The organism is Allomuricauda sp. MMSF_3307 (genome assembly GCF_030733585.1).
Taxonomy (GTDB): domain Bacteria; phylum Bacteroidota; class Bacteroidia; order Flavobacteriales; family Flavobacteriaceae; genus Flagellimonas.
In genome coordinates, this window is the sequence record NZ_JASHIQ010000002.1 from 415,372 (window position 1) to 434,694 (window position 19,323).

Here is a 19,323-nt window from a genome sequence, read left to right on the forward strand (position 1 = left end):
AACCTTATTTCTATGGATCCAAACACCTTATCCGTCAATTAGGCATGCCGTTCAACGAAAAAATTACCGGTTGGTCGAGAAAATATTTAGTTTTACATTATAATTTAGTGGTAAATTTCTTACAGGGTCCCAAATCTTGCAAATGAAAAACTTAAAAATAGATGCGCCTGTTCCCATCAGGCACCTTAACCTACAAATTCCAATCGGCTATGGAGATAAAACTACCCCAGTTTCCCCAAACTGCATTCCCGTCCCAAGTTGAACGCTACCTTTATGCGTTCTTGATCGTTCTTTTTCTTGGCCTTCCCATTCAGGCACAGGAAGAAAACAACCCCTATGTAAGTTACGATGTCCCGTTTCAAAACCTGTTGAAGTTTAATAGGTTTTTGATCAATCCTACGTTTTCATCGATTCGGGAGGATAAATCGTACATCAATTTTTTTCATCGAAGCCAGGGTGCTGATTTCGATAACAACCGCCAGAATTACTTTTTGAGTTATAGCGGTAGATTGAGCGATAGGGTTGGCCTAGGCTTTAGCCTTTATAACCAGAGAGAAGGTGTCATTTCCAATCTAGGTTTGATGGCCAACTATTCCCACGGTATCCGATTGGGAGAAGAGAGTAGCCTAACGTTTGGAGTCAACATTCCCTATTATGTCAGTAGCTTTGACCCCAGCAGGGCCGTTGCCTTGGAGGACGACCCCGTACTCAATGAGGCAAGCGAAAGTTCCATTCTGTCCTTTCAGCCCGGACTAAATTTGAGCATAGGAAGTTTTGATTTTGGCGTCTTTGCCCAAAATCTGGTGGATTTCAATTTAAGGTCAGGTGAATCTTTGACCAACTTCAACCAGAAAACCTTTTCGGGTCATATTCAATACGTAAAGGAACTGGAAAATGGCAACGGGATTTTTGAAGATGCCCGTTTAATGCCTTTGGCACGTGTTCGGTTTGAGGGCGGTGAGGACGCGATTTTTGGAGGGGGTGTCATTTTTGACCTCCCCAAATTGGGTTGGATTCAGGGTGGATACGATCAATTCTATGGCGCTTCTGCCGGAACAGGCTTCAATTTGAACCAAAGATTGTCCTTTGGCTATAATTTTGAGAAGAGCCTAAACAACAGTATTGCCAATTTAGGGGTCACGCATGAAATTTCGATTGCCTATTCCTTTGTGCCCAATTTGTCCAAGAACACCTTTATGGTTTCCAACGAAGATGAGGAGAAAAAGTTGGAAAATACTACCGTGGCCGATGCTGGTGAAGAAACGAAGAAAACCGAAACGAACAGTAAGCTGGATGCAAAGACTACCTTGAGACCTACAAACCAAGAAGATAGAGCCTATTGGGAGGAGCGTATAGCCCAACTACAGCAAGAGCAAGAGGATAGCTATGCCGTAATCGACGACTTACTCTACAAAATGGATTCCATGAAGCAGAGTAGGGAACAGGATATGGAAAAACGCTTTGAAATGGTGATGCGATTGGTAAAACGCCACAACGGCGATGACATTCCCGATATCAAAGCCAAGGCACAAAAGTTATATACGGTGGATAGCCAGCAATTGGACTCGGTGTACAATTCCATTGAAAACTCCATGAATACCGCTTTGGCCCAGAACACCAAAAAGGCTGGTACTGCCACTACACCGAAAGAAGAAGGGACTTTCCATGGAGGTGCCTTTAAACCAATTGAAAAATACATCAGTTTGGAAGGTGTGGGACAAGGACACTACATTGTGGCCAATGTCTTCAAGAACGAGACCTACCTTAAAAACTTTATGGAAGAATTAAAGCGCCAAGGGTTGGAGGCGCAATATTTCAAGAACCCCGAAAACGGGCTCAACTACGTGTATTTGGCCAAATTTGAAGAGAATGAACTGGCTTATCAGGCCTATCAATCCAAAATGAAAGGAAAATACCAAGATGAAATATGGATCATGCACGTGGAAAATTCAAGGTATGCCAATTGGGCAGACGCCATTTTCCAAGATATTGAATGAACCTTTACTCTTTGTTGTTTTGCATCAAAGACGCAACGCCCTGGCTCCCCGAGTCGGGGCGTTCCTTTAGCTCCGATATGATGGTTGCATGGTCCGCTGCGCGGGTCTGTGAAAGTTTGTAAGTGGCCTGAATGTCGGATATGCGTATCTCGAAACCGACCACACCTTTTACTTGGCGAAGCGTTTGTGGAGACATATCATCCAAGGAGATGGGATTTTTGGAGTTTTTCTCGTATTTGTCCACCAATCGATACATCGAGGTCATGGTTTCTTCCTGGGTCAATACCCTTAGCGTACCATACACATGCACGGCAACGTAATTCCAAGTGGGCACCTCTTCTTCCTTGTACCACGAGGAGGACACATAGGCATGTGGACCGTTGAAAATACAAAGGACTTCACTTTCGTCCTTAAAATACTTCCATTGCGGGTTGGCTTTGGCTATATGCCCGACCAAAACATCGTTTCCATGCTCATCCTGCTCCAGTTCCAAGGGAATATGGGTGCCCCAAGGTTTGTTTTCCATGACATTGATGAGAATACCAAAACTATTTTGTTTGATAAATTCCTTGACTTCTTCGCTATTGTGATTTTGGTAATGTGGTGGAATGTACATAGGGATGGATTCAATAATTGATGATAAGGCTAAATTATACATTAAACATGGTATGGATTACGGTTCATCCTTGAATCTTTACAGTTCGGTAAAACTTCTTTTGGTAGGCACACGGGTGAATTCATCTTTGTAGCATCAAAAAAGAACAGTCATGAAAAAACTATTGTTGGCCACAGTATTTTTGGCCGTATCCTTCGCAAATGCCCAAGACCGATATTCCAAAGGCATGGAAAAGGCCTTTGCCTTGTGGGAAGACCAAAAAATGATGGAAGCCTCGCATCTTTTTGAGCGCATCGCAACCGCGGAGCCTGATAAATGGTTGCCCTATTATTATGTGTCGCAAATCAACACCTTGATTTCTTTTGGGGAAACGGACGAAGCCAAACTGAGCAGTCAATTGGAAAAGGCCAAGGAATTTTTAGATGTCGCCAAGGCCATATCGCCAAACAATCCGGAACTGTTGATTCAGGAAGCGCTTATTAATACCGCTTGGATCGCTTTTGATGGTGCAACCTATGGTATGACCCTTTCCCCAAAAAATGCCCAGTTGTACCAAAAAGCTTTGGAGATCGCCCCAAAAAACCCAAGGGTCATTCTTTCCAAAGCGGAATGGGACATGGGTTCGGCCCGTTATTTTGGCAAGGATACCGCTCCCTATTGCAAGGATGTGGAAAGGGCCTTGGAACTTTTTGCTACCTTTAATTCCGAAACACCGTTTTACCCTACATGGGGAGAGGAAAGGGCCAAAGAAGTCCTGGAGAACTGTGGTAAATAGAAACGTATGAAACTCTTTGTCAGAGAACTTTTAAAAGCATTTTTAGTGGGGATCGCTATTTTTATAGTGTTCCTCATTATTTTCTTTATCAAGGGTTGGGAGCTCACCTACCAAGAGCTATGGGTGGAGTTTTGGGAAAGCATGATCTTTTCCACGATCATTTACATGCTGAATGCGGCTTCTTTTATTCTTTTGATGCGCAAGTACGATAAGGAGCTGTTTACCAAAAAGTATATCGCCTACGGGATTTTGGGTAACATAGTTGCCTCCATTGTGGGTATTGTGCTATCGAGGTTTGTGCTCATCGTACTGATCAATCAACGATCTTTTGCACAGTTCTTGGCAGAGGAACGATCTGAGTTCTATGTGAGTTCCTTTATTATTTCTATGGCCGTGGCACTAATGTTCTATGCAGCCTATTATTACAAATATTACAAGGAACGACAGGTAAAGGAGCAGAAGATTATTGCCGGTTCGGCATCGGCCCGATTTGATGCCCTTAAAAATCAATTAGATCCCCATTTTTTGTTCAATAGCCTGAACGTACTGACCAGTTTAATTGACGAAGACCCGCATCAGGCCCAGAATTTCACTACTTCACTTTCCAAGGTGTATCGCTATGTACTGGAGCAGAAGAACAAGGATTTGGTTACGGTGGATGAAGAGCTCAAGTTTGCCCGTACTTATGTGCGCCTGCTGAAAATGCGATTTGAGGACAGTATCATTTTTGACATTCCCGACCAATGCTCTGTGCCCGAGGCCAAAATTGTGCCGCTCTCCTTGCAATTATTGTTGGAAAATGCGGTGAAGCACAATGTAGTGACCTCGTCCAGACCATTACATATCAAGGTGTATGAGGACAAGGGTATGTTGGTGGTCAGTAATAATCTTCAGGAAAAGCAGGTAGTCAAGAAAAGCAGTGGAGTGGGATTGCAGAACATCAAGCAGCGCTACCGTATTTTAACGGACCGTGAAATGGTCATCAACAAAACCACCAAGGATTTTAGCGTATCGCTGCCCATACTCACCCAAAAATACACGGTGATGGAAACGCAGGAGAACTATATTGAGGAAAAACGGTATGCAAAGGCCAGGGAGCGTGTTCAGGCCATTAAAGACTTTTATGGGAACCTTATGGCCTATTGCATTGTGATTCCTTTTCTGTGGTGGCTCAATTTGCGGACCACTGAGTTTCTTTGGGCCTTTTTCCCCACGATTGGATGGGGATTTGGGTTAACCGCCCATGGGATGGCCGCTTTTGGCTACAACCCTCTTTGGGGCAAGCGCTGGGAGGAGCGCAAGATCAAGGAATTAATGGATAAGGACGATTTCTAATATTGGAGACTGGAATCGAGCACCCCCTGATTTAGATTGAAATCCCGGTCTTCACCCTTCACCCTTGACCCTTGACCCTTGACCCTTGACCCTTGACCCTTGACCCTTGACCCTTAACCCTTAACCCTTAACCCTTAACCCTTCACCCTTCACCCTTCACCCTTCACCTTCTTACCTACAACTCATCCCTATAAAATAACAGTTCAGAAACTCGTTTTTCTTTTTGCGCTTGGGTATGCCGAATTTTGGGATGTAATCAAATAAAAACGAACAGTCATGGAAAATTCAACAGAACTTAGATATGCCAAAGCCAAAGAAAGGGTGGAGTGTATCAAATCCTTTTATTACAATCTGACCGCTTACCTAATCGTGATCCCGTTGTTGGGGTATCTCAATTACAGGACTACCACTTTCCCTTGGATCATTTTTCCTGCCGTAGGGTGGGGACTTGGACTGTTAGGTCACGGCATGTCCGCTTACGGATTCAATCCCCTTTTTGGCAAGGAATGGGAAGAGCTTAAGATTCAGGAGTTTATGAACGACAAAGAATTTTAAGAATGAGTACTTTTAACTATAACATCACCCCTAATAGCAACACCATGGATACAACGAATAAAGAGAACAAATATATCAGGGCCCGGGAGCGCGTGGACGAGCTAAAAAGTTTCTATGGGAACTTGACTTCCTATGTTCTGGTCATATCCGGTTTGGCACTTATCAATTATTTTACCAACGGATTTGGCTATATGTGGTTTTTATGGGCCGCTTTTGGCTGGGGGATAGGTGTTCTTTTTCACGCCATAAAAACATTCGACCTGAACCCATTTTTTGGAAAACAATGGGAGAAGCGCAAGATCGAGGAGATTATGCGCAATGAAGAACAGAACGATAAATGGAAATAATCATGGAAAACTTTAACACTGAAAAATACAATAGGGCCAAAAAAAGGGTCGACGAACTCAAGGGATTTTACATCCACTTGGCCATTTATATCGTGATAAACACATTTATCTTGATCAACATCTTTCTAAGAACGGATGATTTTTGGAGATGGGAACATTTTATCACCTTGTTTGCGTGGGGCATTGGGTTGTTCTTCCATGCTTCCAAAACCTTTGAATTCAATCCCCTTTTGGGAAAAAACTGGGAAGAACGACAGATCAAAAAGTATATGGAAGAGGACAAGGAAGAAATGAAGAAATTTAAGTAAGGCCATGACAGATAGGAATTTTGCTCGGGAAGCTGCGGAGAAACGTGTCAAGGAACTAAAGGGCTACTATCGCCATATCGCCATTTTTGTGGTCGTTAATGGTATATTGGTATTGCTTAAATGGGGAGTGCTCAACTCGTTTTTACCAGAAGCCTTCCCAAAAGAAGCCTACTTTTATGATTGGATCAATGCAAATATTTTGATTTGGGGAGCGATCTTGCTTGTACACACCATTATTGTGCTTCGTCACAAATTCTCATTTTTCAAAAAGTGGGAAGAGCGTCAGATACAAAAATATATCGATGAGGATAGGGACCATGTTGATAAGTACAAATAAGAATTTAACCATGGGAAGCTGACCTTTCCTATTTTTAGATGAACCTGATTAACCATAAAAGCAACTACAAATAACCACCATGAATGTCCTGATCATTGAAGACGAAAAACCAGCGGCACGACGATTGTCCAGATTGCTTTCGGAGCTCGAAATTGAGGTGTCCACCATGCTGCATTCGGTTGAGGAATCCATTGCTTGGTTCCAAGACAACCCACATCCCGATCTCATCTTTTTGGACATTCAATTATCGGATGGACTTTCCTTTGAAATTTTTGATGAAATAGAGGTGAAAAGTGCCATCATTTTTACCACGGCTTATGACGAATATGCACTGCAAGCATTCAAGCTGAACAGCATCGATTATTTGCTAAAACCGATTGATGAGGAAGAGCTGGAAAGTGCCGTAAAAAAGTACCGGAATTTTAAGCCCGAAAATCAAAAGATCCCCATCGATTTTAATGACATCAAAAACCTTTTGGTAAACCCCTTGGAACGGGAATACAAAAAACGATTTACAGCTCGGGTGGGGCAGCATTTAAAAATTATAAACGCCGATGATGTGGAATGTTTTTATAGTGAAAATAAGGGTACTTACGCCGCCACTTCGGACGGAAGAAATTATTTGCTCGACACTACATTGGAACAGTTGGAGGAGGAGTTGGAGCCCCAAACATTTTTCAGGGTGAGCCGTAAGTTTTATGTGAACATCAATCACATAGGCGACATCATTTCATACACCAATTCAAGGCTCCAGATTAAAATGAAACGCTTTGATGAACACGAAATCATCGTTAGTAGGGAACGGGTAAAGGATTTTAAGTTATGGTTGGAATAATCCAAATTAAGATTTTGGATTACAATTGTTTAATAAAAATTAAAAAGTCACTATAAATTTTTCTTATAGTGGCTTTTTTGGTTAAAAAGGGCTAGTTGTCCTCCACGCGGTTGTCATCAAATGCGGAAGGGAGCAGTTTCGGAATCAATTTAATAAAAATGGGCAAAAGAATGGCTCCCCCGGGCAACATAAAAATGGCCAATGAGGGTATGCTCTTAAAAATATCCAATAACTGGTTCTGTACTTTTTTCTTTTCTTCGGCATTCAAATCCTTTACGGTGGATTTGGATAAAAGGGACACAAGTTCACGACTTTGGGCCAATTCTTTTTTGAGTCTTTTACTGTTTCTCAAAATCAGTTTGCTCACATTTTTGGACATGCCATCATAGAATTGAACGGCCAAATTTTTGTTGCTCAAATACGCAACTTTTTCCTTGTTCTGTTCAAAGAAATTTTCCACAAACCGAAGCTCAAAATCGACCTCTTTTTTCGACTTGCCAAGGTCCCTTCCCAAACCAAAAATGTAATCCGTTTCGGTATAGTCCAAAGCCTTATCTTCCCATATGGTCAAACAGGCCATATCCAAAAAATAATCCTTCTCGTTTTTGCTGAAATTTTGGTTCAATAGATCAGCATATTCCCCCTCAAATTTTGCTTTGTCCAGGTCCACATAAGTTAATGACGAACCCAACACCTGGATCAATCGCGCATCCGATTCGTGGGTCTGTTTGGAATTGAGTGCGTGGTACACAATATTGATGGTGACGTACTCCAAAAGTTGGGCATGTTCCATCATATCCTTTTCGCCTTTCAGGTAGACAATAAAGATTAGGATATCGACATAGAGCAACGAATTGGTCAAACTATTTCCCAGGGCCCTGCTAAAAGTATTGTCGCTCAAATAGATCCGGGAGTCAATCAGTTTTTCCAATTGTGATTCGGTCTTGGAACCGGTCAAAATTTTGTTCAAAAAGGAAATCCGACTAACGTTCAGGGATTGGTAATATTCAAAAACCTTGTTTACAAAGGCTTCAAAATCCGTTTTTCCTACCTCAAAAGTGTAGGTGAAATACAAAGCGGTCAACAAGTTGATCTTGGCAATCTCATCCTCACTTAGGGTATGCTCCACAGGAATAAAGGACGGAATGTTTAAGTGTACGCCATAGATAAAACCATTTGCCTTGAGTTCCCGATACAGGCTTTCAAAGTCGTCAAAGTAGGAAGACTCTTGATCTACGAGGTGACCAAACTTGTTGATCCATCCTGAGGCAGAAGGGTTCATGTAACTGAATTAAGAGGTCAAAGTAAAACAATTTCTACGACTTTGGTTTATGGTAAAGGAATGTCATTGCTAAAATTCAGTTAAGACAATTTTAACATTTCAAAACCAAACCACCCTTTACAAGGTTCCGTAGGTAGGGGTGAACGAAACTTAAAAAAACAAGTAACATGAAAAAAACAACGAAATACCTATTAGGATTTGGTGTATTGGTCATCGCAGCAACCATTTTGGTGTCTGCAGACCATATTGACGCACCTTCATCGGCAGGAACCAGTGCGGATATTGCCGATTTTTATGCTTTTGAACCCAGCGAAGGTTCTGACAACACCGTGTTTGTGGTGGACTTGCAATCCAATGTATTACCCGACTTGGCTTACGGCACATTCGATGAGGATGTACTGACTGAAATCAATATTGATTTGGATGGGGACCTTGTGGAAGATCAGGTCATTCAGGCCATTGCACGTGATGGCAGAATGTATTTTTTCGGTCCCACGGCACCCTCTCAAACCGGATTGAACAGTGAAGTGTATACCGATGCCGCATTGGGAGACGTGGAAATTTCTTCGAACACTGCGATTGTAGAAACTACCTCAGATGGGGTTTCCCTTTTTGCAGGACCGAGACAAGACCCTTTCTTTTTCGACTTTTTCCAATTCAACGCAGTTATTTCTCCAGAATTGGATTCGGCTCCAGGTGGATTTTTACCCCCGGAAGAAGCCGCCGACACCTTCGACGGTGCCAATACCATGTCCATTGTAGTGGAAATCCCCAATAGTATGCTAGGGACGCCAACGGCAACCAATGCACTGGGACTTTCCGTGTACAAAACATGGGTGACCACAAATAGAAAACAATAAGAAACTTTAAAACTGTATTATGAAACTAAGACAATCTTTATATGTAACGGCACTTTTGCTGAGCTTTGGCCTAGTTATCGGCTGTAATAACGATGACAATGGAACCTACATGGACGACGACATGATGATGGATGATGATATGATGATGGACGATGATGATATGATGGGCGTTGATTTTACCGGAACATTTGCGCAGGTGGACCACATTGGCCGTCCAGGAATCAATACCACCTTAAGTTTTGATATGGAAGGCGAACCAAGCGTAAAGGATGCCCACAACACTACGGTCCCTTCTGAGATGACCGCAGCCTTCCAAGCTGGGTTTCAGGCGAGATTGGAGCAATACCACGATGTGTATGCCCTAAAATTAGGATTGGATCCCGCCGATGTGGACTACGAAAACAATATTTTGGGATTGGACGCGGCAACGTTGACCACCGTTTTATCAGCAGATGTTTTGGAGGTTGCTCCAGATTTGCCCACGACCTATTTTAATCCCGGAACAGACCTTGACAATGATGGCAACGTGTTGGTGCCGGACGGAGACGAGGTAGCCCTTACCGGTAGACATCCCAACGACGACATTATTGACGTTTCCTTGATCTTATTCTTTGGAGGAATGCAAGGCGACCGCTTTAGTGGACAAGATTTGGATGATGACGGTATGGCCGATTTGCCAAGACTGACATCGGACGGTGTTGGCCTAACAGCTAGTATATCGACTACATTCCCCTATTTGGGAGCACCTGAATAATTGCTATGAAAAGGAAGGGGAGGGGAAAGTTCTTTCCTCTCCCTTTTTTAATAAAACAACAACAAGATGAAAGCAACAAAATTTTATACCATTTTTATGTTGATGCTACTGTTCTTGGTATCGTGTCAGCAAAAGGAAACTGAATTTAAAACCGACAGCCAGGATTATAATCAATTTTTGGCCGCCCAACCGGTTAAAGCCACTTCAAAGTATTTTCAGCTTTGGGACAACAAAATCAAATCGGATAGCTTGCAATTGCTCAGTTTGGGGAATGTGGCAGGTGAATACAACCGATTTTTTAGTGGAACCGGTAATATTCAGTATTTAAAGGATGCTGAACAATCCTTAAAAAAGGCAGTGGAAATTGCCGCCATTGGCAAAGCTGGATATCTAAGGGCCTTGGCCAGAAACTATATCTCACAGCACCGGTTTAGGGAAGCTTTGGATTTAGCCGAGAAGGCCCGGAAGTTTGGCAGTGGGGTAAAGGAGACCCAGAGCTTGCTATTTGACCTTCATATGGAATTGGGAAATTATGACCTTGCCAACCAATATTTGGATAGCATCCAGAACATGTCCGATTTTGGTTACCTGATCAGAGTGGCCAAATGGAACGACCACAAAGGAGATCTGGATACCGCTATCAACTTTATGGAAAAGGCCATGGCTAAAGCAGAGTCTTCTAAAAACAAAGGATTACGGTTGTGGTCTTATACCAATTTGGCCGACTTCTACGGTCACGCTGGCAGAATTGAGGAGTCCTACAACCTTTATCTTCGCGCGTTGAATATCGATCCCCAAAATGCGTACGCAAAAAAAGGCATAGCATGGATTGTTTACTCACATGAAAGAAATGGTAAAGAAGCCCTTCGGATTTTAGATTCCATCATGCAAAAGAACCAATCCCCTGAATACTATTTACTGAAAGCTGAGATTGCCGACTTTATGGGGAACGACATGCTGCGGGTACAAGCGTTGGACGATTATTACAAGATAGTGGGAAACAATCCTCAATATGGCGATATGTACAATGCCTACAATGTAGATTTTTTGTTGGAGATGGATGTGGAGCAAAAAGCCTATAAACTTGCTCAGGAAGAGGTGAACAACAGGCCTACGCCAGAATCGTACGGATGGTTGGCCTACAGTTTGTTGCATCTTGGAGAAAACAAAAAAGCTCTGGAACTTATTGAAAAGCATGTAATGGGTGCCACTTTTGAGCCTGCTATCCTTCATCAAGCTGCTGAAATCTACAAAGCAAATGGTAAGATGGAAAAAGTAAGAGAACTAAAACAGGAATTGATGGAAGCGGCATACGAGCTCGGTCCCATAAAAGAAGCCCAGATAGCCAGTCTTTAGTTTTCCCCTGTTAAGAGCAAGGTTGCAGATCGATACGATCTCGGCTTGGTTGTTGTTTTTAGGTGCGCCACGGCATTTTGCCGTGGCGTTTTTTATTCTTCAGGAACTGGTTGCTTGGGTTCAGCCACATCTTCATGCAGGATTTCGATGCCTTTTTGAATGACCAAGTTGGTAGGAATAGTGATTTGTTTTCCATCATCCGTCCGCATAAAAAGGTAAAACCCGCTAATATCCTCCACCTTTCCAGTCCAATCAAAATCCTTGTCCATAACGCGGATTCGGTCCCCTAACCGAAGTGGATGGTTAAAGAAAAGGATCACACTTGCCGTTAAATTGGATAGGATGGACCACTGGGCCACAAAACCAACGCCCAAAATGGCCAATACAGAAGAGATAAACACCGAAAAATCTTTCATGTTGACACCCCAAATCAACGAAATACCGATGAAGGCAAGTAGGTAGAAGAGCAAATTGCTCAGGTAAAATATGATTTTCCTGCTGTTCATATCAATCGAACTAGATCTGCCAAACCTTCTAATGGCTCTTTTGCTCAAGGAATTGAGCAAAATCAGTATACTCAAAAGAATAATGGTGAACAAAATCTCCGTTTTGTAGGGCATCGCTTCAATCATGATGGTTCTTAGTAAATTTGGTTTAACTTATAGAGCTAAACTACAAATAAACCCATCATATCATAACTACCATGAACACAGATTTTGAAGAAAATTCATGGGTGATCAATTACTCACCGGACAATTACTATAACCGAAAGTTCTCCCTACTAGAGGATATGCAGCTTTCCAAGGGCGATAAATCCATTACTTGGGTGAACACCTATGGTTTGGAGTATATGGATGAATTCAGGCAGATGGTCAACGAAAATGGGCTGGATGATTTCCTGTTGCGCTTATTGCTGAACCAAAAGATGGGAAACAAGGTCATCGTTCTCGAAGACCAATTGTTTATTGCCGCCCGAATCCTGAAAACGGAACACGATAGCATGGAGTCCGAACAGATGTATTTTGTGGTTTCCAAAGACTTTAATTGGTGCATCCAAGAAATGTGGGGCGACCATTTTGATTGGATACGTCAGCGAATCTTTGAGAACAAGGGCATCATTCGAAAAAAGAAGGCCGATTACCTTTTGTTCTTTATTTTGGAAACCCTGATTACCAATTACAAGGAAAAATATGAAGATACGGTAGTTATGGAGAATGCCTTGGAAGCCCTTGTAAAGCGGGAGCCCACTCCGGAGTTTATGTTTGAAGTGGAACAGAAAAAAGCATTGATCCAAGAGTTTAAAAAAGCTTCCCATGGTCTGCGGGATATCATCATCCGATTGGAAAGAGTGGAAATTAAAGGATTCCAAACCAAATACTTTAGTGAATTGCGGGAGCAAATCAATGGTTTGATCACCGATATTGATTCCGACATTATGGAACTGGAAAGCCAGATCAACCTATTTTTTAGCGTTCAGGGCCATCGACTGAACGAGGTGATGAAAACCCTGACCATATTTTCCGTGGTGTTTATTCCCTTAACTTTTTTGGCGGGCATTTATGGGATGAACTTTGAGTATATGCCCGAACTGCAATGGAAAAATGGTTATTTTATTCTTTTGGGCCTCATGTTTGTGGTCACCATCATTTCCATCATCATTTTCAAAAGAAAAAAATGGTTTTAATGTGTTGATTTCCAATATGCTTATCGCATATTTCCATTAGGTTGTATATTTTCGGATGTTTTCCAATGATAAACATCATATTCTCCGAAAAGTCCGCACGGTAGTTTTGTTCCATCAATATAAAATAACACACGATGAGAAAAAAATTACTTGTAGCGGTAGTGGCCCTCTTGGGACTCTCCAATTTCGCAATGGCTCAAGATGCTCCAGCAGATAATGGTGGCACATGGCAGTTCAGGTTGAGGGGAATTGTAATTTCTCCAGATGAGAGTGCCGATATTGAAGCCATTGGTGGCGATGTTGATATTTCCACTGCCGTGGTTCCCGAGTTGGACATTACTTATTTTTTTAATGAAAACTGGTCCATGGAATTGATTTTGGGTACGGCCAAACACGATGTTAAAGCCGTGGAAACCGCTGCCGGGGAAATTGATTTGGGAAGTGTATGGTTATTGCCACCTACGCTAACCGGTCAATACCACTTTACCGGAGGCAATTTTGTCCCTTACGTTGGAGCAGGGGTCAACCTCACCCTTTTTTATGGAGTTGATGAAGGACCTGTTGTGGACGACATTGAATACGATACGGCTGTTGGCTTTGCATTACAAAGCGGGTTTGATTATATGCTCAACGATAAATGGTTTTTGAATTTTGATGTTAAAAAGCTGTTCTTGAATACCACAGCAACCGTAAACGCAACCACCGCTTTGGGTGCCACCGTAGACGCAGATGTGGACATCAACCCATGGATCTTCGGATTTGGCGTGGGTATTAAACTTTAATATTCGATTGTTTTTTTTAGGTAATCTAAGTTTTGAAGGTGGTTCAGGTAAAACTGGGCTGCCTTCTTTTTTTGTTTACGCACCAACGGCACCTAAGGTGTACAATTGTTCCAAGGTTGGTGTTTCGCTTCCTCCCTCTGGTTCCAAGGTGATACCAAAGGCTTCGGATTCGTTGGCATTTTCTAAGGTGAAGAGTTTATTGTCCTGTGATGCAAAATCATCCAACAACCCTAGACTGGTGGGGGTAAGTGGGTCCAATTTTAAGGACCAAACTTGGTAGGTGAATCCCTCAGGAGGTTCGGGAAGCCCTTGGGCATCGATAATAACTTTCTGTTCTTCCTTGTTCCAATAAGCTTTTGCATAGGAAGAAGGAGAGATGGTTTGCCCACCAAGGGCGATTACGGAAACATCTTTATCCCTGATTTCCTGCAGCAGCATTTCCTTTAAAGTGATTTCCGCTTGGGTATCGGATAAGATATCTTCCAAGCTTTGCTTTTCTTGGTTGGTAAGCTCTATTTGGTTCTTGAGCTTGTTGTTTTCCGTGTATAACCAGAACAGACCTATGGCCAATAATACCGATGCTGCCCAGCCCAAATAGCTGCCCCAAGGAGTTCCGCTACTTTCGGAAGCTTCTGGGGTAAATGGAATAACATCGTTTATTTCTGCTTTTATCTTGGCAAAACCGTTCTCGGGCATTTTGGGCGAAGCGGCTTCCGTTAGCTCTAGAATAGCATTTTCGATTGCCTCGATTTCTTTTTGTATTTCGGGATATTGAAGGGCATAGTGCTGCACCTCAAGATTCTCTTCAGGTGACAAGGCTCCAGCTACGTAGAGTTCCAAAATTCCAGATGCTATGTATTCTTTCACATCCATGCTCATGCCATATTTTTTCTAATGCTCGAAATACAGCTTCTTATTCTTGTTTTTATCGTGCCAATTGGCGTATTCAGCTCTTTGGCGGCTTCTTTTTGGGTGTAGCCCTTAAAATAAAGCATATCGATCAGCAAAATACACTTTTCCTTCAATCCTTTTAGGAGAGACTGAAGTCCGATAGTGTCCATTTTACTGTTCAGATCTTCGCTGTTTTCAAAAATACCTACGAGAGAATCAACAGGAAGGTTCTTTTTTTGGTTTTTATGGCTTTTTGAACGCACTTCGTCGATGGCGGCATTCCTTGCGATGTTCAATATCCAGGTAAAAAACCGTCCCTTGGAAGCATCGTACTGGTCCGATTTTTCCCAGACCTTCACAAAAACATCCTGGCAGAGCTCTTGGGAGCGCTCCGCATCCTTCACGATCACATTAATTACACCACAGATATTTTCCGCATACATATGGTACAAGGTTTCAAAGGCAGCACTATCCTTTTTTTGAAATTGTTGTATGAGGTTGTCCAAGTTCATTGAAGTGGCTAAATATATAAAAAAAGAGCTGCGATTGGCAGCTCTTTCCATAAATCTTTGTCCTATTGGAAATACTTATTGTTGGGTCAGCCATACCGAAGCATTAATGGCAACTTCGTCCCAGGTTTTGCTTACACCGTCGGCACCGGTATGCAATATTTTACAAGCTTCATTGAGTGAGGCCAATGCATTGAGCGCATCCCATTGTTTTAGGTCCATAACCCCAGTAAAATTGACATGGTTGTCTTCTGTGATTTCATATTCCATGGGTAGTTCGGCTGATACCCCGTTCATGCTCAGGGTAACCGAACAGTTGTTGGCATCATTTAGCGAGAATTTACCCGTTATGTTTTGGGTCTCCACCATTTTGTTAAAAAAAAACTCGATGATTTTGGGATCCCTTATGTTGGTAGGATCATTGGTGAAAAGGCTGCTCACCGGAATGGTGAATTCAAGTCCATCGATGGTTTCCTTTGGGGTTTCTCCTGCGGTATAGGTGACCTCCACTTGTTGGAAGGTACCGCCAACGGGAACCTTGTCGGTTGTCTTGTAGGCCGTAAAACGTACGTCGGTGGAATCCTGCACGAGGCTATAGGTTGCTGTAGACGCCTTGACTTCTGTTTTTTCCTCCTCTTTTTGGGCTTTTTTGCAGCTAAAGGCTGTTATGAGCAGTAGGGCCAAGGCTGCAAGTTGTAGTTTTTTCATTTTGAGTACATTTTTAATAAGCACTAAGTTAGCTCATAATTGAATTTGGGTCAATAAAAAAAGCCATCCAACGGACGGCTTTTTTCTTGTTTATGTATGCTCAGCTTACTGGATAATTCCTGTGCAAGCAATTCTTGCGCCAGCGGCACCAGAGGGCTGTGAAGTGTAGTCGTCCACGCCTTGGTGAACAATTACCGCTTTGCCTAAAATATCCTTGGTATCATCACCGCAACCAATGCACCATTCGTCGGTCATGAATTCAACGGTGCCATTACCATCGGCGTCGGCGGTAAAGTTGCCAATATCGCCTTTATGGTAACCATCTTCCGAGCCCCACTTGCCATGTTGCTCGTAGGTTGGGTTCCAATGTCCTCCAGTTGATGTTCCATCTGCGGATGAACAGTCTGCCTTTTCGTGCAAGTGGATGGCGTGCTCGCCTTCGTCCAACCCAAGAAAGGTGGCCCGCATAATCACTTGTCCTTCATCTTGCGTAAAAACCACTTCGCCACTTACGTTGCTGTCGCTTTTAGGCTCCATGGAGAAGGTGATGACCTCAGGATCCATTTTCTCCGCTACTTGTTCTACAGTTTCTTCTACTTCTTCGGTAGTCTCCTCCGCTTCTTTTTTTGCTTGTTTACAGCCAAATGCTGTTATTAATAGCAGCGCTAAGGCTGTTGTTTGTAATTTTTTCATTTAAAAATGATGTTTTTAAGATTAGCTAATAAGGTAGGCATTATTTACGCCTGTGTCAAGGATTACCTTCGGTATTTCTAAGGTTGCTTCTTTTTAAAAAGTCCTCTGAGGTCGGGATTGTAGAACACGGCAAACTGTAATCTGTCGAACACCGCATTGGCAAACTGATTTCTCAGGTATCCCAACTGTATGTTGCTATTTTCTGTGATATTCACTCCAAAAGCTGCGTATAGCCTGTTTTGGTCAAATAGATTATCCTGTAGGTTAATAAACAGTTCATCGTAAAAGTTGAGGAAAAACGTATCCGTTAGCGGAAGGGCAACCTGTATCCGATAGCGTGCCCTATGCTGGGTATCCGTAACATCCCCAAAGTCAAAAAAGCGCTGTTCCAAACGGTAACGATGTTCAAAGAGGAACTCCCACACTTTGTCCCTTAATATAAATTGCTGGAAAATCCGGTTTTCCCTGCTGTCCACTTCACCCATGATGTCCTCAAAAGAGGTGTCCGTTTGAATAAAGGCATAGCCGATGGTGGCCATGGCATCTGGATTGATGTGATAATTGAGACCAGTTCGTAACAGCATTTGATTAAAATTATCCGTGGTTTCATAGTACCGAAATTGTGCTTCGGAATGTATACTGAAACGTTCTGCAATTTGATTGGTCCCAAAATACATGAACCAAGCTCCCAGTTCTTCTTCACCGGGAGTTTGGGCATGTAGGTTTGCACTCAATGCTCCGGTCAGGAACACCAAGGTCAAAAGTCTTTTGATCATAAATTCTCTTCTTTAATAGGAGTACTCTTTTCTTCTTTTAAGTACTCATCCAAAAATTCCAAAATTTTGCTGTACGCTTTAATTTGGTTTTCTTTTTTCACAAATCCGTGTCCTTCATCCTCAAAGAGCACGTATTCCACAGGCACGCCGTTTTGGCGGACGCCAGCTACAATTTCATCCGATTCCGCTTGAAGCACCCTGGGATCCTGTGAACCTTGGAGTACGATTAGCGGTTTGGTGACCTTGCTGGTGTGGAATAGGGGAGAAATCTGCTTTAATCGCACGGAATCAGCACTGTAAGGATCTCCCAATTCCTTGTAAAGGGCATCCTTGAAAGATTCCCACCATGGTGGAATGCTTTTGAGGGTACGAATCCAGTTGGTAACACCGAATAAGTTTACTCCCACATCAAATTCCTCGGGAGTATAGGTAAGGGCCGCCATCGTCATGTAACCTCCGTAGGAACCTCCAATGATTCCGATTTTCTCACCGTCTATTTCTGGTTGTTGTGCCAACCAGTTCTTGCCTTCCACGCAATCTTTCAAATCCTTGTCACCATGATTCAGGTCATCCATTTGATAGAACGTTTTACCGTATCCCGAACTACCACGGTTGTTTACCGCCAAAATGGCGTATCCATGGTTGACCAAATATTGGATGAAAGCACTGAAGTTTTGACGGGATTGTCCGCCTGGACCCCCATGCACCCAAACCAAAGCGGGCACAGGCGTTTCAGCGCTGGCTTGGTGTGGTTTGTAGTAGATGGCTGGAATTTCCAGTCCGTCAAACGATTTATAGCGAACCACCTCTGCTTTGACCAAATCCTGTGCTTGAACCTCGGGATTCAAAACATCGGTCAATCGTTTTTGCTCCTTGGTCTCCAAATTGTACACATACAGATTGGAGGGAGTGTGCGAACCCCCGGCGTAGAATCGCATCATGCTTTCGTCATCCGAAAAACTTACGCTGGTGATCTCCATGTTTTCCACCGCAGGTAAATCAATATTCTTCCCTGTGGCCACTTCCATCACTTCGATGGTATTTTTGGCGTCCTCATTAATGTAGGTGACTTGATAGGTTCCCTGATCGGTAAAATAACTTCCGGAAATATCCCAATCCCGTTCCATGGCCTTCTCGTAGGAGGCATCGGCCAAGTTGTACTTCATCAAATAGGAAAACTCGCTTCCATCATCGGTGGTGTAATAAAATGCCATTCCATCAGGTGAAAAATCCTGTGGCGCATTTCCACTTTGGTTTTCATTGATTTGGGTCAGCTCCTTGGACTCTAGATTGTACAGGAACAAATCACTATCATTGGTATTGATGGATTTGCTCAAAGCGACATACTTTTCGTCCGGGGAGACTACGCCAACATCATAGCCATCGTTGTTTTCGTACACCAATTCTGAGGTCATACTTTCCAAATCCATTTTGTAGAGGTCCACAAAACGGTTGTCACGCTTGTTGGAACCGTAGAAAAATGCTGACTTGTCCTCGGACCACTGATAAAAGAGGGAACGCGCTCCTTCTTCCGGGGTTAGATCTTTAAAGCTTCCATCCGTATCGCGAACGAAAATATGGTAGATTTCATCCCCATTGTTGTCCATTCGGAACAGCATCCGTTCATCTTTTGGAAAGTAGGAGATGGCAAATACCGACGAACTGTCCGATTGGGTAACGGGCATCATTTCGCCACCCGAAGTTGGGATGGTGTACATGTTGTAAATACCTGAACGGTTACTGGAGACCAGTAATTTGGACTTGTCCGGTGAAAAGCTTCCACCAGCAATGGACTCGTTGTCCATCATTTGTGAAATGGTGTAGGTCTTCATCGTCTCGGCGATGGAAGGTTCCTTTTTCTCTTCTTTACATGCCCAAACACTTACAATAAGGGCAAAGGCCAATAATTTTTTCATGAATTCT

22 protein-coding genes are annotated in these 19,323 nt (G+C 42.9%); 13 read left to right on the plus strand and 9 right to left on the minus strand.

The window, feature by feature from the left end:
* Positions 1–209: 209 nt before the first annotated feature.
* Positions 210–1,997, plus strand: a complete 1,788-nt coding sequence (locus RBB12_RS06275) for a PorP/SprF family type IX secretion system membrane protein (protein WP_306013227.1) — start codon at positions 210–212, stop codon at positions 1,995–1,997.
* Positions 1,998–2,001: 4 nt separating this feature from the next.
* On the opposite strand, the gene RBB12_RS06280 is transcribed toward RBB12_RS06275, so the two are convergent.
* Positions 2,002–2,613, minus strand: coding sequence for an FMN-binding negative transcriptional regulator (locus tag RBB12_RS06280; RefSeq protein WP_306013226.1), 612 nt, complete (start codon positions 2,611–2,613; stop codon positions 2,002–2,004).
* Between the two features lie 151 nt (positions 2,614–2,764).
* Between RBB12_RS06280 and RBB12_RS06285 the strand changes: the two genes are divergently transcribed.
* The 7 genes from RBB12_RS06285 to RBB12_RS06315 all read left to right on the plus strand — a co-directional run bounded on the left by RBB12_RS06285 (position 2,765) and on the right by RBB12_RS06315 (position 7,105).
* Entirely contained in the window at positions 2,765–3,388 is a 624-nt protein-coding gene (locus tag RBB12_RS06285; protein ID WP_306013225.1) for a hypothetical protein, read from the plus strand.
* 6 nt (positions 3,389–3,394) lie between these two features.
* Positions 3,395–4,723: a 2TM domain-containing protein gene (locus RBB12_RS06290; RefSeq protein ID WP_306013224.1), complete on the plus strand. Its 1,329-nt coding sequence runs from the start codon at positions 3,395–3,397 to the stop codon at positions 4,721–4,723.
* A gap of 276 nt (positions 4,724–4,999) precedes the next feature.
* Complete coding sequence (locus RBB12_RS06295) at positions 5,000–5,278, plus strand: 2TM domain-containing protein (RefSeq protein ID WP_306013223.1); 279 nt, start codon at positions 5,000–5,002, stop codon at positions 5,276–5,278.
* Between the two features lie 44 nt (positions 5,279–5,322).
* Positions 5,323–5,625: a 2TM domain-containing protein gene (locus RBB12_RS06300; protein WP_257023967.1), complete on the plus strand. Its 303-nt coding sequence runs from the start codon at positions 5,323–5,325 to the stop codon at positions 5,623–5,625.
* A gap of 2 nt (positions 5,626–5,627) precedes the next feature.
* Positions 5,628–5,933 (plus strand): 2TM domain-containing protein, encoded by a 306-nt coding sequence (locus RBB12_RS06305; RefSeq protein ID WP_306013222.1) that lies wholly within the window; start codon positions 5,628–5,630, stop codon positions 5,931–5,933.
* 4 nt (positions 5,934–5,937) lie between these two features.
* Positions 5,938–6,270 (plus strand): 2TM domain-containing protein, encoded by a 333-nt coding sequence (locus RBB12_RS06310; protein WP_293282122.1) that lies wholly within the window; start codon positions 5,938–5,940, stop codon positions 6,268–6,270.
* 79 nt (positions 6,271–6,349) lie between these two features.
* Positions 6,350–7,105: a LytR/AlgR family response regulator transcription factor gene (locus RBB12_RS06315; RefSeq protein WP_306013221.1), complete on the plus strand. Its 756-nt coding sequence runs from the start codon at positions 6,350–6,352 to the stop codon at positions 7,103–7,105.
* 91 nt (positions 7,106–7,196) lie between these two features.
* On the opposite strand, the gene RBB12_RS06320 is transcribed toward RBB12_RS06315, so the two are convergent.
* Entirely contained in the window at positions 7,197–8,387 is a 1,191-nt protein-coding gene (locus tag RBB12_RS06320) for an LETM1-related biofilm-associated protein (protein WP_306013220.1), read from the minus strand.
* A 167-nt stretch (positions 8,388–8,554) separates the two neighbouring features.
* Between RBB12_RS06320 and RBB12_RS06325 the strand changes: the two genes are divergently transcribed.
* The 3 genes from RBB12_RS06325 (at position 8,555) to RBB12_RS06335 (ending at position 11,357) form a co-directional block, all read left to right on the plus strand.
* Complete coding sequence (locus RBB12_RS06325) at positions 8,555–9,247, plus strand: DUF4331 family protein (protein WP_179384054.1); 693 nt, start codon at positions 8,555–8,557, stop codon at positions 9,245–9,247.
* A 19-nt stretch (positions 9,248–9,266) separates the two neighbouring features.
* Positions 9,267–10,001 carry a DUF4331 family protein gene (locus RBB12_RS06330; RefSeq protein WP_306013219.1) on the plus strand — a complete coding sequence of 245 codons (735 nt, stop codon included), beginning with the start codon at positions 9,267–9,269 and terminating at the stop codon, positions 9,999–10,001.
* Positions 10,002–10,067: 66 nt separating this feature from the next.
* Positions 10,068–11,357: a tetratricopeptide repeat protein gene (locus RBB12_RS06335; protein WP_306013218.1), complete on the plus strand. Its 1,290-nt coding sequence runs from the start codon at positions 10,068–10,070 to the stop codon at positions 11,355–11,357.
* Positions 11,358–11,449: 92 nt separating this feature from the next.
* Here RBB12_RS06335 and RBB12_RS06340 read toward each other — a convergent pair whose 3' ends face one another.
* Complete coding sequence (locus RBB12_RS06340; protein WP_179384051.1) at positions 11,450–11,989, minus strand: mechanosensitive ion channel family protein; 540 nt, start codon at positions 11,987–11,989, stop codon at positions 11,450–11,452.
* A gap of 71 nt (positions 11,990–12,060) precedes the next feature.
* Between RBB12_RS06340 and RBB12_RS06345 the strand changes: the two genes are divergently transcribed.
* Both RBB12_RS06345 and RBB12_RS06350 read left to right on the plus strand, forming a co-directional pair.
* The gene (locus RBB12_RS06345) at positions 12,061–13,041 is read left to right on the plus strand and encodes a CorA family divalent cation transporter (protein ID WP_306013217.1); all 981 of its coding nucleotides are present in this window, start codon (positions 12,061–12,063) and stop codon (positions 13,039–13,041) included.
* A gap of 134 nt (positions 13,042–13,175) precedes the next feature.
* The gene (locus RBB12_RS06350; protein WP_179384049.1) at positions 13,176–13,823 is read left to right on the plus strand and encodes an OmpW/AlkL family protein; all 648 of its coding nucleotides are present in this window, start codon (positions 13,176–13,178) and stop codon (positions 13,821–13,823) included.
* Between the two features lie 75 nt (positions 13,824–13,898).
* Here the strand turns inward: RBB12_RS06350 and RBB12_RS06355 are convergent, their stop codons facing one another.
* From RBB12_RS06355 to RBB12_RS06380, 6 genes are all read right to left on the minus strand, one after another.
* Positions 13,899–14,696 (minus strand): anti-sigma factor, encoded by a 798-nt coding sequence (locus RBB12_RS06355; protein WP_306013468.1) that lies wholly within the window; start codon positions 14,694–14,696, stop codon positions 13,899–13,901.
* A 2-nt stretch (positions 14,697–14,698) separates the two neighbouring features.
* On the minus strand, positions 14,699–15,226 hold the full coding sequence (locus RBB12_RS06360) for an RNA polymerase sigma factor (protein WP_179384048.1): 528 nt from the start codon (positions 15,224–15,226) through the stop codon (positions 14,699–14,701).
* A 75-nt stretch (positions 15,227–15,301) separates the two neighbouring features.
* Entirely contained in the window at positions 15,302–15,931 is a 630-nt protein-coding gene (locus tag RBB12_RS06365; protein WP_306013216.1) for a hypothetical protein, read from the minus strand.
* A gap of 105 nt (positions 15,932–16,036) precedes the next feature.
* Complete coding sequence (locus tag RBB12_RS06370) at positions 16,037–16,624, minus strand: superoxide dismutase family protein (protein ID WP_179384046.1); 588 nt, start codon at positions 16,622–16,624, stop codon at positions 16,037–16,039.
* Between the two features lie 77 nt (positions 16,625–16,701).
* Entirely contained in the window at positions 16,702–17,400 is a 699-nt protein-coding gene (locus RBB12_RS06375; RefSeq protein ID WP_306013215.1) for a DUF2490 domain-containing protein, read from the minus strand.
* A complete protein-coding gene (locus tag RBB12_RS06380; RefSeq protein WP_306013214.1) occupies positions 17,397–19,316 on the minus strand; it encodes a S9 family peptidase in 1,920 nt (639 codons plus the stop codon). Before RBB12_RS06380 ends, RBB12_RS06375 begins: the two co-directional genes overlap by 4 nt.
* Positions 19,317–19,323 lie beyond the last annotated feature (7 nt).

Coding starts and splice junctions, on each gene's coding strand:
- RBB12_RS06275 (WP_306013227.1), top strand. CDS start 210: ATGGAGATAAAACTACCCCAGTTTCCCCAAACTGCATTCCCGTCCCAA.
- RBB12_RS06280 (WP_306013226.1), bottom strand. CDS start 2,613: ATGTACATTCCACCACATTACCAAAATCACAATAGCGAAGAAGTCAAG.
- RBB12_RS06285 (WP_306013225.1), top strand. CDS start 2,765: ATGAAAAAACTATTGTTGGCCACAGTATTTTTGGCCGTATCCTTCGCA.
- RBB12_RS06290 (WP_306013224.1), top strand. CDS start 3,395: ATGAAACTCTTTGTCAGAGAACTTTTAAAAGCATTTTTAGTGGGGATC.
- RBB12_RS06295 (WP_306013223.1), top strand. CDS start 5,000: ATGGAAAATTCAACAGAACTTAGATATGCCAAAGCCAAAGAAAGGGTG.
- RBB12_RS06300 (WP_257023967.1), top strand. CDS start 5,323: ATGGATACAACGAATAAAGAGAACAAATATATCAGGGCCCGGGAGCGC.
- RBB12_RS06305 (WP_306013222.1), top strand. CDS start 5,628: ATGGAAAACTTTAACACTGAAAAATACAATAGGGCCAAAAAAAGGGTC.
- RBB12_RS06310 (WP_293282122.1), top strand. CDS start 5,938: ATGACAGATAGGAATTTTGCTCGGGAAGCTGCGGAGAAACGTGTCAAG.
- RBB12_RS06315 (WP_306013221.1), top strand. CDS start 6,350: ATGAATGTCCTGATCATTGAAGACGAAAAACCAGCGGCACGACGATTG.
- RBB12_RS06320 (WP_306013220.1), bottom strand. CDS start 8,387: ATGAACCCTTCTGCCTCAGGATGGATCAACAAGTTTGGTCACCTCGTA.
- RBB12_RS06325 (WP_179384054.1), top strand. CDS start 8,555: ATGAAAAAAACAACGAAATACCTATTAGGATTTGGTGTATTGGTCATC.
- RBB12_RS06330 (WP_306013219.1), top strand. CDS start 9,267: ATGAAACTAAGACAATCTTTATATGTAACGGCACTTTTGCTGAGCTTT.
- RBB12_RS06335 (WP_306013218.1), top strand. CDS start 10,068: ATGAAAGCAACAAAATTTTATACCATTTTTATGTTGATGCTACTGTTC.
- RBB12_RS06340 (WP_179384051.1), bottom strand. CDS start 11,989: ATGATTGAAGCGATGCCCTACAAAACGGAGATTTTGTTCACCATTATT.
- RBB12_RS06345 (WP_306013217.1), top strand. CDS start 12,061: ATGAACACAGATTTTGAAGAAAATTCATGGGTGATCAATTACTCACCG.
- RBB12_RS06350 (WP_179384049.1), top strand. CDS start 13,176: ATGAGAAAAAAATTACTTGTAGCGGTAGTGGCCCTCTTGGGACTCTCC.
- RBB12_RS06355 (WP_306013468.1), bottom strand. CDS start 14,696: ATGGATGTGAAAGAATACATAGCATCTGGAATTTTGGAACTCTACGTA.
- RBB12_RS06360 (WP_179384048.1), bottom strand. CDS start 15,226: ATGAACTTGGACAACCTCATACAACAATTTCAAAAAAAGGATAGTGCT.
- RBB12_RS06365 (WP_306013216.1), bottom strand. CDS start 15,931: ATGAAAAAACTACAACTTGCAGCCTTGGCCCTACTGCTCATAACAGCC.
- RBB12_RS06370 (WP_179384046.1), bottom strand. CDS start 16,624: ATGAAAAAATTACAAACAACAGCCTTAGCGCTGCTATTAATAACAGCA.
- RBB12_RS06375 (WP_306013215.1), bottom strand. CDS start 17,400: ATGATCAAAAGACTTTTGACCTTGGTGTTCCTGACCGGAGCATTGAGT.
- RBB12_RS06380 (WP_306013214.1), bottom strand. CDS start 19,316: ATGAAAAAATTATTGGCCTTTGCCCTTATTGTAAGTGTTTGGGCATGT.